Here is a 15,376-nt window from a genome sequence, read left to right on the forward strand (position 1 = left end):
CTGATGGGGGACAGAGCGCACTAGTGTCCGGCTCAACACCATCCCAGCCAACGTGGCAACATCCACCAAACGACAGTCCTACGTCGCCCCGGTCTGGAGAGGACTGGAACACAACATCCCCATCGCCACCGGCAAGCCGATGATGATGGGGATGAAAAGCACTGTCTTCATCACACCGTAGATGGCAGCCGCCTGATCAACGTCCCCCGCACATCCAGACTGTTCCCTTCGCATCTTCTGGCAAAAAGGATTTCCCCCTGGCCCTGTATCTCAATCGGCTCGCTGCCACAGTTCAGCAACACTTCTATCCATTTTCCATCCAGATTCAGCTTTCTGTATTCCACACATCGCTTCTGGGAATACTTATGCGGAAAGTCAAAGTACAGGCTTCTGCAGGCATCTTCCTGTATACGCATACGGATTAGCGATTTCATTAATTCGATTTTTTTCTGATTTTCGGCAGAATCAATCTCGTCCCAGGGCATGCATCTGCGGCAGTCCGGATCATGGGCGCCCTCTAAGGCAATTTCCGTCCCATAATAAATACAAGGACTGCCCGGCATGGTGAACAAAATTGCAAGTTGTTGGTAAAAGATATCCAAATCCTGGCATCGGTTCATAAGCCTTTCCGTATCGTGGGAATCCAACAAGTTGAAAATCACATTATTATTCTGCTGCATGTACATGGTATAGCAGCGGTTCACCATATACTCAAATTCATCCTTCTCTGCTGCCTGATCCAGGAAGAAATCCTGGATCCCGCTGGTCAGCGGATAGTTCATCACCGAATCGTATTCATCTCCCCCCAGCCACTGACTGGCATCATGCCAGATTTCGCCCAGCAGATAGAGATCCGGCTTCACGCTCTTCAATTGTCTCCTGAGCTCCTTCAGGAAACGGTGGGACACCTCATTTCCCACGTCGAACCGGATGCCGTCGATGTCAAATTCCCTGATCCATCTCTTACAGACCTGGCAGAAATATCGGATTACTTCCGGATTGTTGGTATTCAGCTTCGGCATCCTGTCCGTAAAGGCAAAGGAATAGAATCTCCCGTCCCTGGTATCCCCATGCCTCTCAAAGGCATCCCAGTCCTGTATCATGAACCAGTCGGCATAGGGGGATCCGCTCTTTTTCTCCACCACGTCCGCCCATGGGCCAAAGCTCCTGCCGCAGTGGTTGAAGACGGCATCCACCATGATGCGGATTCCATGGGCATGGGCTTCCTTTACCAGCCGGGCGAACTCCTCATTGGTGCCAAACTGCGGGTCGATCTTCGTGTAATCCCTTGTATCGTATTTGTGGGTGGACTCCGCTTCCATAATAGGGTTCAGGTAAATACCCGATATCCCCAGGTCATGTAAATAGGGAAGCTTCTTTCGGATCCCTTCCAGGTTTCCGCCGAACCTCTCTGCGTTGGAGACAGGCCCCGTGCGCCATTTTTCGATATCCGCGCCGTTTTTCTCAGGTGTCCCGTTGCAGAACCGGTCCGGGAAGACCTGGTACCATACCGTATCGTTTACCCAGTCAGGCGTACTGTTCACATCGGCAGGGTTCATCCAGGGCATGACGAAGCATTGCAGCATCCTGCCCTCCATTCCAATCTGCTCTTCGCTAAGGAATCCGTTCTCGAAATAATACCATGTCTCCTCCTCCGTATGAAGCTCAAAATAATACTTGCACCGCTTGAACCTGGGTGTCAATGTGGTAGTCCACCACAGATGATGCCTCAGATGCTTCTTGAAACAAATCTCTTCTTTTTTTCCTGCCCACTGCTCTTTTCCGCCCAGGATTCCCGCTTCAAAGGGATCGCCATAATAGATAAAGACACGTTTCACATCATATCCTGTTTTTAGATTCACAATCAGTTCATCCTCATTTAAGGGATAACACATCTGTTCCGATGCTTTATGATATACGCCTGTAAAATCCATTCTTTTATTAAAACACCTCCTGTTTTTCTCTACTCTTTGACAGATCCCACCACAATGCCTGACACGAAATATTTCTGCATAAAGGGATAAATCATCAGAAGCGGAATGGTAGATACCACAATCTTTGCCGAGTTCAGCGTCCTACTGGAAATCCGCGCAAGCTGCTCCAGTTTGTCAGGATCGGTCACCTCCGTAATATCCACGTTCAGCTGCTGAATATATGTCTGCAAGGGATAGTTCGCCGTATCGGTAATGTAGACCAAAGCCGAGAAATAGTCGTTCCAGTGCCCCACTATGGTAAAGAGCGTGACTGCTGCCAGGGTGGGCTTCACCACCGGCAGGAACACCTTCAGCAGGATCACCCACTGGGATCCCCCGTCGATCATAGCGGCCTCCTCCAATGACTTTGGCACTCCCCGGAAAGCGTTCATCAGCAGGATCACATTCCCCAGCGGCACGGCTCCCGGCAGTATCAGCGCCCAGATCGTATTGGTCAGCTTCAGTGAATTCACCACCATGAAGGTGGGGATCAGGCCGCCGGAAAACAGCATGGCGAACAGGACCAAAGACATGTATACCTTCTGTCTGGCAAAGAACTTGGGGCTCTTGGACAGCGGATAGGCTGTCAGCACAAGCAGCGTTATATTGACAGACAATCCCAGGACCACCCTTAAGACGGAGATGCCAAAGGAACGCCAGAACTGCTTATCTCCCATGATTTCCTGATAGGAACTTATATTGAAGCCAATCGGGAATATATTCACCAGGTTGGCTGACACTGCGGCATTGTCGCTCAGGGATATGGCGACTATGTTCATCAGGGGCATCAGGCAGGACAGTGCCAGCGCTCCCACTATGATCCATATGATGATATCGGCGACAATGCCACCAAAGGCTCTCTTTTCAATCATTCCGCCCCTCCTAAAAGATCCTGTAATCTGTCACTTTTTGCGCGATTTTGTTGGCTGACAGCATCAAAATGATTCCCACGATCGAGCGCAACAGCCCCACTGCGGTACCAAGGCTGTACTGCCTTTCCACCAGGCCTACCCGGTACACCCAGGTATCGATGATGTCCGCCGTCTCCATGACCAGAGGGTTGTACAGGTTGAATATCTGGTCAAAGCCGGCGTTCAGCACATTGGGAAGGTTCATGATGGTCACCAGCATTATCGTAGGCAGGATTCCGGGCAAAGTGATATGCCATACCCGCTTGAACCGGTTGGCGCCATCGATGGCTGCCGCTTCATACAATCCCGGGTCGATTCCCGATAAGGCCGCCAGGTAAATGATGGCCCCATATCCGAAGCCCTTCCAGACATCCGTCACGATCAGGACAGAGCGGAACCATTTATTGCTGGCCATGAACAGAATTGGTTCGATCCCCAGCATTTCAAGAACTGCATTAATCGGCCCCTCGTAGGAAAAGATATTGACCACAACCGTCGCCAGAATGACCCAGGAAAGGAAGTTGGGCAGATACACGATGGTCTGGATGCTTCTCTTCATGAATTTGTTCTTGATTTCATTCAGCAGCAGCGCGAAAACAATCGTCACGAAGGTGCTCAGGATGATCTTTCCCACCGCAATCGTGATGGTATTGATGAAGATCTGCTTGCTGTCCGGCATCTGGAACATGAATATAAAGTTGTCCATGCCTACCCAGGGGGATTTCGCGATCCCCCTGGCAGGCATGTAGTTCTGGAATGCCATGATGATTCCAAACATTGGTGTAAACGAGAATATTGCCAGTAAGATCATACCCGGGAGCATCATAAGATGCAAAGCCATTTGGTCTTTTTTGCGCTTCATGCCTGATCGCTCCTTCTTATTGTTTGATAGCCTGGTTCACTTCCTCAGTAATCTGTTCACCGCCTGTCTTGTTCCACTCTGTCACGAATTCGTCAAAGTAGTCCACGGGCTTCTCGCCTGTTATTATCTTTAACAGCATTTCCTGCTCCATCTTGTCCAGGGTGGGCCACTTCAATGGCATGGACTTGGTGCTCCCAAAGAACACAGGGGTCACTTTATTGACTTCCGTCTCGGCCACAAGGCTCGCGGCTGTCATGGAATTGTAGGAAGCCCATTCAGGTGATGTAGACTCTTCGCCATTGGCAAGGCTGTCCAGGTATTTTTTGCTGTTCACGTATGTACCCATATCATGACGGTTCAACGGGCTGGTATCTCCGCTCTCCAGCGCATCCACCACCTTCTTGCTGCTCCTGGGGAATGCGTCATAATAGTCAATGTTCATGGCAAGTATGGTTCCGCCCGCGTTCAGCTCGCTGTAATCTGCCAGCTCCTTATAGGCCTCGTCATCCTTTTCCTCATAACGGGAATAATCGAACTGCATGTTTGCCAGCTTCACAATCAGCTCCGGATGTTCGAAGCCCTTTCTCACCACCACATAACCGCTGTTGGGATTGCCCGTGAACATGGTCACTTTCCCATCAGCACCCACAGGGCAGATGTAAGGCTCCCATCTTGCCTCTTTATCTAACGACATGCTGTCAGCCACTTCCCATGCGCCCCACCAGTTACCGAAAAAGGCGCCGCTCTTCCCGCTGTTGAGAAGACCCTTTCTGTCATCGCCGGTCCTGGTGACGAATTGTTTGTCAATCAATCCCTTCTGATACATGTTGGCCAGCTGTTCGAGGGCATCCTTCATCTCAGGCTGCACGGAGCCGTAGATGGCGTTGCCGTTTCCGTCATCAATCCACTGTTTCGGGAATGCCCCATACAGGGTGAAGATATTGTTGGGCATATAGCTTCCGCCGGAACTGCCCGCTATTTGGGGATCGATCACAAGGCCCACTGTCTTGCCCTCCCCGTTTCCGCCGGGATCCTGTACCAAAAACTGCTCCAGGATATTGAGGATGTCTTCCATTGTCTTGGGCTCTTCCAGGCCGCATTTGTCCATCCAGTCTTTTCTCAGCCACAGGATCCCGGGCCCGTGGGAGATTTCCGTGGTAGGCAGTCCCATCAGCTTTCCGTCGAACATGGCTGTCTTCAGGCACACGCCGTCATAGGAATCATAAATCTCCTTGATTTTGTCGCTGGCGCAGTTTTCATAGACCTCTGTCAGGTCCGCAATCAGGTCGTTCTCATACAACTGCTTTAATGTATCGTAATCCCCCACCCCCATGATATCCGGTATCTCGCCGCTGACGATGGCCATGGACACCTTCTGCTCATAGTCATCCCCGTCATTCGCCTCGAACAGGTTCGTGTTCTGTACGTTCAGCTTCTCCTTCAGATATCTGGTCCATGCATTGTTTACATCGTCATCGCCCTCATATTTCGTCCCATCCAGCACGTCAAAATTCGTTACCGTCTTCCCCAGGGTGTAGTTCACTGTTTCCGGATATTTCCCATAGGGCGTGGTCATGGCTTCCTTCCATGCAGGATCCTCCTGATTCACGCTGACTGTGCTTTCGCCCTCGTCCTTGCCGCACCCTGCGAAGGACCCCAGCACCATTGCGCTTATCAGGCACATTGCCAGTACTTTTTTGATTTTCATAAATTTTTCTCCTCCATCAAACATAATAAAACTGTTTATCGACTGTCGATCGAATTTATTTTATCAACAGCATATCCTTAAGTAAACACTAATAAATTACGTTTCACGCGAAATTTTTATCGTCCTGCCCCAGATTTATTTGGGCATAAAAAGTAAAGAGCCCTGCCTAAAACGGCCTGGCTCCTGAGGTCTGCTCCTCTCCTTTCCTGTCATTATTTCCGTATCGGGCCGGGATCCTTACGGTCACCACGGTCCCCTGCTCCAGGACGCTTTCAATGGACATCCCGTATTCCTCTCCGAAAAAAAGCTTGATTCTCTGGTTGACATTTTTTAATCCGTACCCGCCCCCCTGGGACTCTGTCTCCAGGATATTCTCCAGGGACGGGGCGGGGATCCCGGCTCCATTATCCTTTATGACGATATGGATGTCGTCATTCTTCCGCACGGCCGTGATGGTCAGCCTACCCGGCGCATCGCTTTTTTCAAGGCCATGGACGATGGCGTTCTCCACCAGGGGCTGGAGCGTCAGGTTGGGGATAAGGCAGTTCCCTATCATATCTTCAATCTGGTATTCCACCCGGAAGCTGTCGTTATGCATGATCTGCTGAATCTGAAGATAGGATTTTATGTTCAGCATCTCCTGCCGCACGATCGTCATGCTATTGCCCCTGTTCAATGTGGTCCTGTAGAAATCGGACAGAAGCCTCGCCAGTTCACTGATCTCCGGCGCGTCAATCCTCAGGGCCCTCCAGTTAATCAGCGACAGGGAATTGTAGAGGAAATGGGGGTTGATCTGGGCCTGGAGGGCTTTCAGCTCATAGTCTTTTTTCTCCACGGTGGCTTTGTAGTTCTTTTCGATCAGCTCGTTTATTTTTACGATCATGGCCGAGAAGCCCCGTATCAGCTCCCCGATTTCGTCTTTGGAGCTGCTCTTCACATTGACTACAAAGGAGCCATCTTCCACCTCCGCCATATTTCTTTTCAGTTCATCGATCCGGACCAGCATCTTTTTCGAAAACCGGATGCTGACCACAAATACCACGAAAAAGCAGGATAATATAATGATAATCACAATGGAGGAGTAGAGATAGGTGGACATGAGGATATCATAATAGGACGCGCTCATGACCACCATCCATTCGGTTCCTTTCACATAGTCTTTTACGGAAACGAACTTATTGTTGTCAATGTATAGCTCATTCAGTGACGGTATCTGGTCTATCATTTCATTCGCGTTCTGGGGATTGCCGTTATTGCATATGATATCGCTTCGTTGGCTCCGGATGACCACGGAAATGTTCTGGGCATCTACAATCCTTAATATTTCCTCCAGGGTCTCCACCTTAATCTGCATGACGATATAACTCCTGTTCCGATCCGACGTGCCGGAATCCAGCATCGGGTGCACGCAGTAGATACGGTTCCCATCATAAAGCCAGCTGGTGGCCGTGTCAGATATGAAGTCATACCATTTCGAGCTCCTGATCTCCTCCATGGAGCGAACCGTATTCCCGTGAACCCCCATATTGGAATTCGTAAATAATGTAATGTATTCTACCTCCGGCACCAGGTTTTGGGTCGTGACGAACAGATCATCGATAAAATTCAGGCTCTCATATCTGTCATAATCGCTGGTATAGTTCGTCTGATTCAGATTGATGAGCTGCCTGTTGAAGCACAGGGATCGAATCGCATTATCATAAATGCCAATCGTGCTGTCCAGGATCTGAGATGTCTGGGCAAAGGTAGCTTCAAGATACATGGTCTCTTTATTAATAAGCATGGATCGGATTGTTTTATAGCTGAATATGCCAAGCACGCTGAGTGGTATCAGTGCAATGAAGATAAAGGCCATGAGGATCTTGCTTTTGAAGCTCATGTCATTGAAAAAGCTGCCGATCCTTTCCACTAAATCTCCTCCTTGTTTTTTCCAGCGCCCCTGTCTTCCTTCACATTGTGTTGCCGATATTTTTCAGGTGTCTTTCCGAAATGCTCTTTATAGCTTTGGCAAAAATAGGATAAATTGTGATAGCCAACTTGTTCGCATATATCGATGATCTTCATGTTCGTATCCACCACAAGCTGTTCCGCTCTTTCCATGCGAACATTTTTGATATATTTATTGATGCCGAATCCAGTGATCCTCTTAAAGCGCGCACATAGATAGCTGGGGGACAAGTATACCTTCTCCGCAAGGCTGTACAGGTTCAGCTCCTCCTGATAGTGCTTCTCGATATACTTTTTCACCAGGTCGATGTCATGCCCGGCATCGCCGCTGCTTTCCTCTCTTTTCTCAAATTCCTGCAACGTGTTCTGCAGGATGCTTTTCAGGTCGAGAAGGTCCGAGCAGCGGTAGAGTTTGTCTATGTACAAGCTAATCTCATCCTCGGAGCATTCCCCAAATTCCGTGATGATGGCATGGTACAATGTGGAGAACACGAATTTCACATATAGCTGAGAATAGTTGGTCTTATTTTGGTACTTTTGGAAGAGTAGATCCACATACATATATATTTTGTTAAAATCCTTGGCGCTGACTTCCTTTCTTATTTTATCCAATAGCAGGGCATCGCCCGGCGATGGGGTATTGATTTCTTCTAACAGCTTCTCCTCCTCAAAAATCCTGGTATAGGATACGAAAAAGCGGTATTCCATCAACCTTTCTAGCTGGGCAAATTTCTCTGATAGATTCCGGTTCCTGTTCCCCTCGCTGCTCAGCGCGATATAACATGTGTATCCTAGGTCGCCTTCGATTTTATCGTATAGATCCATCGCTATCTCATAGAAGGATTTCCGCATGTCCCGTTCACCCCCTTTGAACAGGAGCAGGCATTGGCTCACATTCAGATTGAGATAATCAAATGGATATGGTATGGCTTCGGCAATCCAATCTTCAAAGCGGAAAGAGATGATGTCAAAAAAGCTTTGGTCGAACTCCAGCAGGAAAAGCTTTGTGTAGCATATGTCGAAATTTTCCAGCAATTTCGTGTCGGCTTCCGAGAGGCTGTCGGAATGGTTCAGCGCTTTATACAGAAGATGGTTCTGGGCGTATCTCGCCGTCTGGGAATATAATTCATGCTCAAGCTCCGTGCGCTTCACCCTCTCCATCACGCGTTTGAGCGATTTTTCGAATTCTTCTACCTTGATGGGCTTTAAGATGTATTCCGACACCTCCAGGTTGATCGCGGACTGGGCATATGCGAAATCCGCGTAGCCGCTGTAGATGATTATCTTCAGATTCGGATTTTCATTTTTGGCCAGTTTTATCAGCTCGAGGCCGTCCATCCTAGGCATGCGGATATCGGTGAACAGTATGTCGACTTTATGATTTTGCAGGTATTCCAGAGCCTGATTGCCGTTATCTGCAAAGACCTTGTATAGTTTAAATCCCAGTTTATCTATTAAAAACGATATTCCTTCCAGTTCCTCTTTTTCATCGTCTACAATGAGTATCGTAAGCATTTTATCCTCTATTTTTTGTATTGAGCGGTCTTGGGTCTATATTTCCCTTCCTTTTCTATTTCTCTTTTTTATCATTTCCTCCAAACTCCAGAACCGGCGGCCAGGGGCTTTTGCTGTCCCTGGCCACTGTGCTTTCCCGTCGTCTCTGGCTGCCGGGCGAAAGTTTTTACTTCATCACCATATCCGCATCCTGTGGCAAGGGCTTTAGCGGTTCATGAGGCAGCGTCTGATACCAAAACGCCACGGATGTATAGTCGTCATACCTGGGGCCGGTCCAGCCTAGATTGTCCAAAGTCATCCGGAATCCAGTCTCGAAGTGGATAGGATCCGGCACATGGAAACGGTACAGCAGGAATCGCTGCTGGCCGTTGTAAAAGGCAGAATTGTCCCCCAGAATGGCGAACATTCCGGCGTAGAGGCCGCTGTAAGTGTGGTATCTCTTCAGATAGATGTCGTTGCCGAAGCCGTAGGCGCCCCCAAAGTAGTCCTCCGTGCCGGTATAGTGGATGGACGGGTATCTGTCGCCGTCGATGTACATCCGGGCCTCCCCCTCTACCCAGCAGGTATTGTTGCCATTCATGCCCGCTGCCAGGGTCAGGCCCATGAACTGACCCTTTCCTTTGATATTGTCTATGACTGCGTAGGAGCGGCCCTTTTGCACGGGGTGCTCCTGACGGTAGGACGCGTGGAAATAGCCGATATTTTCGGTCAAGTCCATGTAGCATCCCGTTATCATATAGAAGAGGGTCTTGTCCTCCTTGCTACGGTTTTCCATGGTAATCCGGCAGTGCTTTCGGAAAGGCATCTTCCAGTAGCAGTTCAGGCCTCTCCCGGGGGCCACCAGAATCTTGGCGGAATTCAAGATGGGGTATCTGCCCTCCCGGTCTTCAAAGTTCTCATCGTAGGCGCAGCCAAAGAAAGCCGATATGGGCGCTTCCACAGACGGGGTTTCATCCCCCTCCCAGTAGATTCGCAGGATGAAGCTGTGGCCTACATATCCTGTAAACCAGATATTCTGAATCATTCCCGGCCCATCGGTGTCCACCAGGGTGACGGTCTCGCCTGGGTGGATATCGATGCAGGGGCGGAGCTTGGTACAGTCCCCGCCCCGGGAGCCGCCTCCTCTTGTCCCTGTGGGATTTTCGGCGGAAAATGCAAAGGTTTTGATGTCCTGGATTAGATGAATGCTTTCCATGTCTGTCCTCCTCCACTCATTTTTTCTTATAGCGCCTGTTCCGGTTGCTTCCGACTATCTCTATTCCTGACATAAAAGGAGTCTTTTATTTTACCCTTTTACACCTAAATCATGTGTATTAGATTATTTTAGATCAGTATGAGTTTTTGAATAAAATCAATGGTATAATCCACGCCTTTATCTCCCAGCTCGCCCTTCCAATTGTCAGAGTGCGGTTCAATGCTTAAGCCTTCCTGATAGCCCTTCGCATATAAAATAGACAAAAATGCACCCCAATTTGTCATATCCATTCCTGCCGGCGGATCATCAAAACGCTTTCCGTTAATTGTAAGAGCACCTTTGATATGAACATGAATAAAACGATCCCCCCAGTCCTTTACCTCCTGCAGATAGTCACCCCCTGCATAAATGCAATGAGAAGTATCATACTTAATGTACAAATCCTTTAAATATCCATGAATTACCTTATACGCCATAGAATCACAGACAAAGTTATTCCATCTGCAATTATAAACAGCAATCCGAACCCCTTTTTGTTTCCCATAGTCAATCAGCTTTTTAAAATATGCAATTGCCAAACCGCAGTTCTCATAGTAGGAGAGCGCATCCACATAATTACAACCCGTAATATAAATGGTACAGCCCAGCTTCTCCGCAGCATCAATGAGCCTGTATTCCAGCAAAATCTCCTCCTCACAAATACCTTCTTTGCATATTCTGTCACTTCCCCAACGGCCGATTGCGCGAACAGGCAGACAATACTTTTCGCTGTACCCCTTGACCTCATCCACATGGGACAGAAATTCCTCCGCACGGTCATTTACATCCAGTTCCACAAAAGAAAGTCCTTTTTCTTTTGCTTTAATAAAATCCTCTTCCTTAATCCATGAAATAATTCCAAGTGTCATTATAATCCTCCTTTCAACAGAGCCGAACAATCTGATACTAATCAAAATAGATTGTTTTTCCTGTCTTTGCCGATTCATAAATTGCTTCCAAAATCTGTGTCACAACCATGGCCTGCTCTGGCAATACGATTAACTGTTTTCCATCCACAATTGCCGCATAAAATACTTTTTGCTCCTCGTCCTCAGGCCTTCCGGTATTTCCATCATAAAACGCAACACCTGCCGCAGCCAGAGCCGGCCTCTCCACGCATTGCCTGCCATACTGTACGCGGTTGATGCGCAGTCCGTCCTTCATATCAGCCCCTGCCTTCGTTCCACACAGAGTAGTCTTCGCCTCGTCTACGTCCAGACTGTTAAGCGCCCATGCCGCTTCCAGATGTATGGTTGCACCGTTTTTCATCTTGATAAAACCAAACGCGGAATCCTCCACCGTAAAAACTTCCGGATTCCAGTCGCCCCACGCGTTTCCGGTATCCTTCTGGTCTGCCAACTTGCGAAATACGGAACCGGTTACGGATGCCGGTTCATAGTTGTCCATCATCCACAATGTCAGATCAAGCGCATGAGTACCGATATCAATAAGCGGACCACCTCCCTGCTTTTCCGCATCTAAAAATACCCCCCATGTAGGAACCGCTCTTCTGCGGATTGCATGCGCCTTGGCATAGTAGACCTCGCCCAGATCACCATTTACACATGCTTTTTTCAAATACTGGGAATCCCCTCTGTAACGGTTCTGGTATCCTATGGTCAGAATCCTACCTGTCTCTTTTGCTGTCTCAACCATTTCCTGAGCTTCCGCAAAAGTTTTTGCCATGGGCTTTTCACACATAACATGCTTGCCTGCCTTCATAGCTGCGATTGCGATGGGCGCATGGGAACTGTTCGGCGTCAGCACATAAACGGCGTCCAAATCTTCTTTAACCAATTCCTGATAGTCCATATAGATACGGGCATCTGATGTTCCGAAATCTTCCTTTGCCTTCACAGCGCGTTCTTCTATCAGATCGCAGAAGGCCACAATGTTAAAATTTCCAACTCTTTTCATTGCAGGCAGATGTTTATTGTTCGCAATACCGCCGCAGCCTACAACACCGACATTTAGTACTCTCATAATTTTTCTCCTTTCAACTTCTGGTTCTTTTCACTTTACTTTTACACATTTTCATGCCCAGTACATACTCCCCCTCTCTTCAAAGATTAATGTATTTTTAAAATATTAGACCGATATCGGTCTAACATTTTTATTAACCATTAAGACTTTATCATTTTTAACAAAAACACTTCTATAATGTATTGTCCAAAAACAAAAGAATACCATTTACAAGACACTAAATGGCAGTGATTGAACTGCTGTAACATTGCTACCTGATAAAACCTTTCGTTTTCCACCTACCTGACTGCCAGCGCAGAAACATAAAAACCGCACGGACACATTCGTCTCCGGCAAGCCCTATATAAGCGCCTGCCGCAAGCATATTCATCCGGATACCAAAAAGCCATGTACCTCCCACCATGCACAGATACATAAAAATAACTGCGATAACCGTGGTGTACAGTGCGTCCCCGCTTGTCTTTAACGCCTGTCCAAAGACAAGATTCGTCACACGTCCCACCTCCAAAATAATATCAATCTCCAGCAGTTTCCCTACCAAGGCAATCATCTCCGCATCTTCCGTAAAAATCCGGACTAGATAATCCGAACTGAACGCAAATACCGCCTCAAGCCCTGACGCAACACATATCCCAATACAGGCTGCTTTCTTGGTCTCCCTATCACAGGCTTCATAATCGCCCCCGCCAATCCGCCACCCTGCCAGAATGGCATTAGCCTGTGCAAGCGCCACACCCACACAATATGAAAAATTGGCTATCTGTGCCGCATATGCCCTTGCCGTCACATTCAGCCCCGCATCGTCCATCTGATTCAGGAAGCGGATGGTAAGTGTCATCGCAACATTGTAGAATGCTGTCTCCATAGCAGAAGGCAGTCCGACTTTTATGATTTGGACAAAGACCTCTTTGTTACCCAGATGGTCCGTTTCCTTATCCGGTTTCACCAGACGCCCGGAAGATATAATAACAATCGCAAGATTTAGGAAACGCGATATAACGGTTGCAGCCGCAACACCAGCAACGCCGCTGTGAAAGACAAACAAAAAAACTGCGTTAAGGCATAAATTCAACACATTCGACAAGACAGTGGCAATCAATGGCTGTTTCGTATAACCAAATGCCCTCAGATAACTTGAAAATATGGGAATCAGCGCATTCACAAAGCAGAAGCTGCCCACAATCTTCAGATACGTCTTTGCATAGTCCATCAAAAGCGGCGCCACACCCACAATCTCCAGAACATCCTCTGAAAAAACAAACAAAAACACAGAAAGCACTACTCCGAGTGCCAGATTCAAAACAGCGCCCAGCTGTCTTGCCTGATACGCCACTCCTGTTCTTTCTGCACCAATATACTGTGTCATCACGGCAATCATTCCAGATGATACAATACCAAACATGATTATGAATACATTGATGTAAGTATTTGCCGTCCCTACTGCCCCAACCGCATTGTCCCCAACGGTAGACAGCATCATGGTATCGACCATTCCAGCCAGTATATAGCACAATGTCTCCAACGCAATCGGTATGAATAACTTTGTTAATGATTTCATTTCCCAGCCAGCACCCCGTTTTTCTATCTTTCATCTATTCTACAAGCACAACTGCCTCATCTGCCCACAAAAGCCCTTCCATTCACAAAATCCTTCATGCCCTTTAATGCCTATAGTTACACATTGCCTTTTTGTAGACATAAAAATCAATCATACGCTGTTTCTGCAGTTTCCTTTCCATATAAATAAGTCCCCTGTTATCATTCACATACTGTCTGGAAATCCTACCCCCTGTTAATGACAGATACGCATGACGAATTTGATTCAGCGTCTGATAATATCGGAACAACTCTTTATTCTGTCTGGCCTCATCCCATAGCATATCGCGTCTGCAGTCCGAATCTGCACCGCCGTCTATTCCTACTTCATCACCATAATACCATTCTTCTGCGGAAACTTCTTTGTCCGTGGCAAAGCTGGAGAAAAACACCTGGTAAACCACCTTGTTATTTGCCCATTCAGACAGTTCACGCAGTACCGTTTATCCGTAAAATGTCTGACTGCCATATATTCCATAGTGATTCCTCCTCCCCATTTTTCGCTGCAGCCTGTATAATTTCATAACAGCCTGCAGCGAGTACCATACATATTGATAAAATGGAATAGCGTGTAAAATTATTATGAATATATGTGGATACTTGTATTTTACTCTTAAATACTTTATAATTCTTGTAGTATATCCTTACTATTTTGACACAATCCTATTTTTATAAAAACCAGCAAATACCTTTGCATATCTGAATGGCATTGGGAATTACACATATGAGCAAATGATTCGGAGGAGAATAATGGATTATGCACCTTTACAGGAAACCAAAATACATGGAACCGCCGCCTTTCCATACTCAGTCTATCATGGGCGCATTCCGGAATGGCTCCGCTCGTTCCCCCTGCACTGGCACGATGACTTTGAAATCATCTATTGTATGAAGGGCCAGATACAGATCACACTATGGGGACAGGCCCATGTCCTTCATGACAAGGATCTAATCGTTATCCTTCCCCATGCGGTTCATTCCATCGAGCAAAACAGCTCCAAAGGTGGAGAATATTTCAATATCATGTTTCACGCTTCCCTCTTCAAGGGTACTGAAGAAGATCCCTGCTACGCTAAGTATGTCCTCCCCTTTTTGAAAGGTGAAAAGACAATGGACTGCTTTTATCCGGCTGGATCCCCCTTCAACCAGACAGTGGCACCAGGCATTTTATCCATGTATGCACATCGCGAGGAAAGCTATTCCACATATGAGTTGTGCATCAAATCCAATCTGTTTCTGCTGCTTCACCACATGAACCAGAACAGTACCACCACGAGTGACAACTGTTCCCTACAGTTATCTTACAGCCGCCTAAAAAAAGCCCTATACTACATCCAAGAGTCTTACGACCATGATATTTCCATCTGCGAAATCGCCAGTCAGTGCGGTTTTTCAGAAAGTCATTTTATGAAATTATTTAAGGAACTGACTGGAATGAGCTTTAAAGCTTATCTTGTGTCCTACCGGCTTGAACTGGCTGCAAAACAGCTGTCAGAAACGAACCTCAAAGTGATTGATATTGCAGGGAACTGTGGCTTCCACAATCAATCCTACTTCACAAGGGCATTTTCAAAAAAATACAGCCAAACGCCTCTCATGTATAGAAAAACCGCGGAGATGGAAAGGCTCCAGAAGGTGTAACGCGGC

General features: G+C 47.4%; 11 protein-coding genes. 1 reads left to right on the top strand and 10 read right to left on the bottom strand.

The features are described from left to right. Positions 1–170 precede the first annotated feature (170 nt). The 10 genes from NFS35_RS13320 to NFS35_RS13365 form a co-directional block, all read right to left on the bottom strand. Entirely contained in the window at positions 171–1,934 is a 1,764-nt protein-coding gene (locus NFS35_RS13320; protein ID WP_251207614.1) for a glycoside hydrolase family 13 protein, read from the bottom strand. A gap of 29 nt (positions 1,935–1,963) precedes the next feature. Further along, a complete protein-coding gene (locus NFS35_RS13325) occupies positions 1,964–2,845 on the bottom strand; it encodes a carbohydrate ABC transporter permease (RefSeq protein ID WP_251207615.1) in 882 nt (293 codons plus the stop codon). Between the two features lie 10 nt (positions 2,846–2,855). Further along, complete coding sequence (locus NFS35_RS13330; RefSeq protein WP_021914018.1) at positions 2,856–3,746, bottom strand: ABC transporter permease; 891 nt, start codon at positions 3,744–3,746, stop codon at positions 2,856–2,858. Between the two features lie 16 nt (positions 3,747–3,762). Then, positions 3,763–5,454, bottom strand: a complete 1,692-nt coding sequence (locus tag NFS35_RS13335) for an extracellular solute-binding protein (RefSeq protein WP_251207616.1) — start codon at positions 5,452–5,454, stop codon at positions 3,763–3,765. Between the two features lie 166 nt (positions 5,455–5,620). Next, positions 5,621–7,363 (bottom strand): sensor histidine kinase, encoded by a 1,743-nt coding sequence (locus NFS35_RS13340; protein ID WP_251207617.1) that lies wholly within the window; start codon positions 7,361–7,363, stop codon positions 5,621–5,623. Further along, a complete protein-coding gene (locus NFS35_RS13345; RefSeq protein ID WP_251207618.1) occupies positions 7,363–8,916 on the bottom strand; it encodes a response regulator transcription factor in 1,554 nt (517 codons plus the stop codon). The genes NFS35_RS13340 and NFS35_RS13345 overlap by 1 nt, the downstream gene beginning before the upstream one ends. 166 nt (positions 8,917–9,082) lie before the next feature. Beyond that, complete coding sequence (locus NFS35_RS13350; protein WP_251207619.1) at positions 9,083–10,111, bottom strand: glycoside hydrolase family 172 protein; 1,029 nt, start codon at positions 10,109–10,111, stop codon at positions 9,083–9,085. Between the two features lie 128 nt (positions 10,112–10,239). Then, entirely contained in the window at positions 10,240–11,019 is a 780-nt protein-coding gene (locus tag NFS35_RS13355) for a sugar phosphate isomerase/epimerase family protein (RefSeq protein WP_251207620.1), read from the bottom strand. 37 nt (positions 11,020–11,056) lie between these two features. Then, on the bottom strand, positions 11,057–12,133 hold the full coding sequence (locus NFS35_RS13360) for a Gfo/Idh/MocA family protein (RefSeq protein WP_251207621.1): 1,077 nt from the start codon (positions 12,131–12,133) through the stop codon (positions 11,057–11,059). A gap of 250 nt (positions 12,134–12,383) precedes the next feature. Beyond that, positions 12,384–13,691, bottom strand: coding sequence for an MATE family efflux transporter (locus NFS35_RS13365; RefSeq protein ID WP_251207622.1), 1,308 nt, complete (start codon positions 13,689–13,691; stop codon positions 12,384–12,386). 788 nt (positions 13,692–14,479) lie between these two features. Between NFS35_RS13365 and NFS35_RS13370 the strand changes: the two genes are divergently transcribed. After that, the gene (locus NFS35_RS13370) at positions 14,480–15,370 is read left to right on the top strand and encodes an AraC family transcriptional regulator (RefSeq protein WP_251207623.1); all 891 of its coding nucleotides are present in this window, start codon (positions 14,480–14,482) and stop codon (positions 15,368–15,370) included. Positions 15,371–15,376 lie beyond the last annotated feature (6 nt).

Origin of the sequence: Acetatifactor aquisgranensis (assembly GCF_943193215.1) — a bacterium.
GTDB classification, from domain to species: domain Bacteria; phylum Bacillota; class Clostridia; order Lachnospirales; family Lachnospiraceae; genus Acetatifactor; species Acetatifactor aquisgranensis.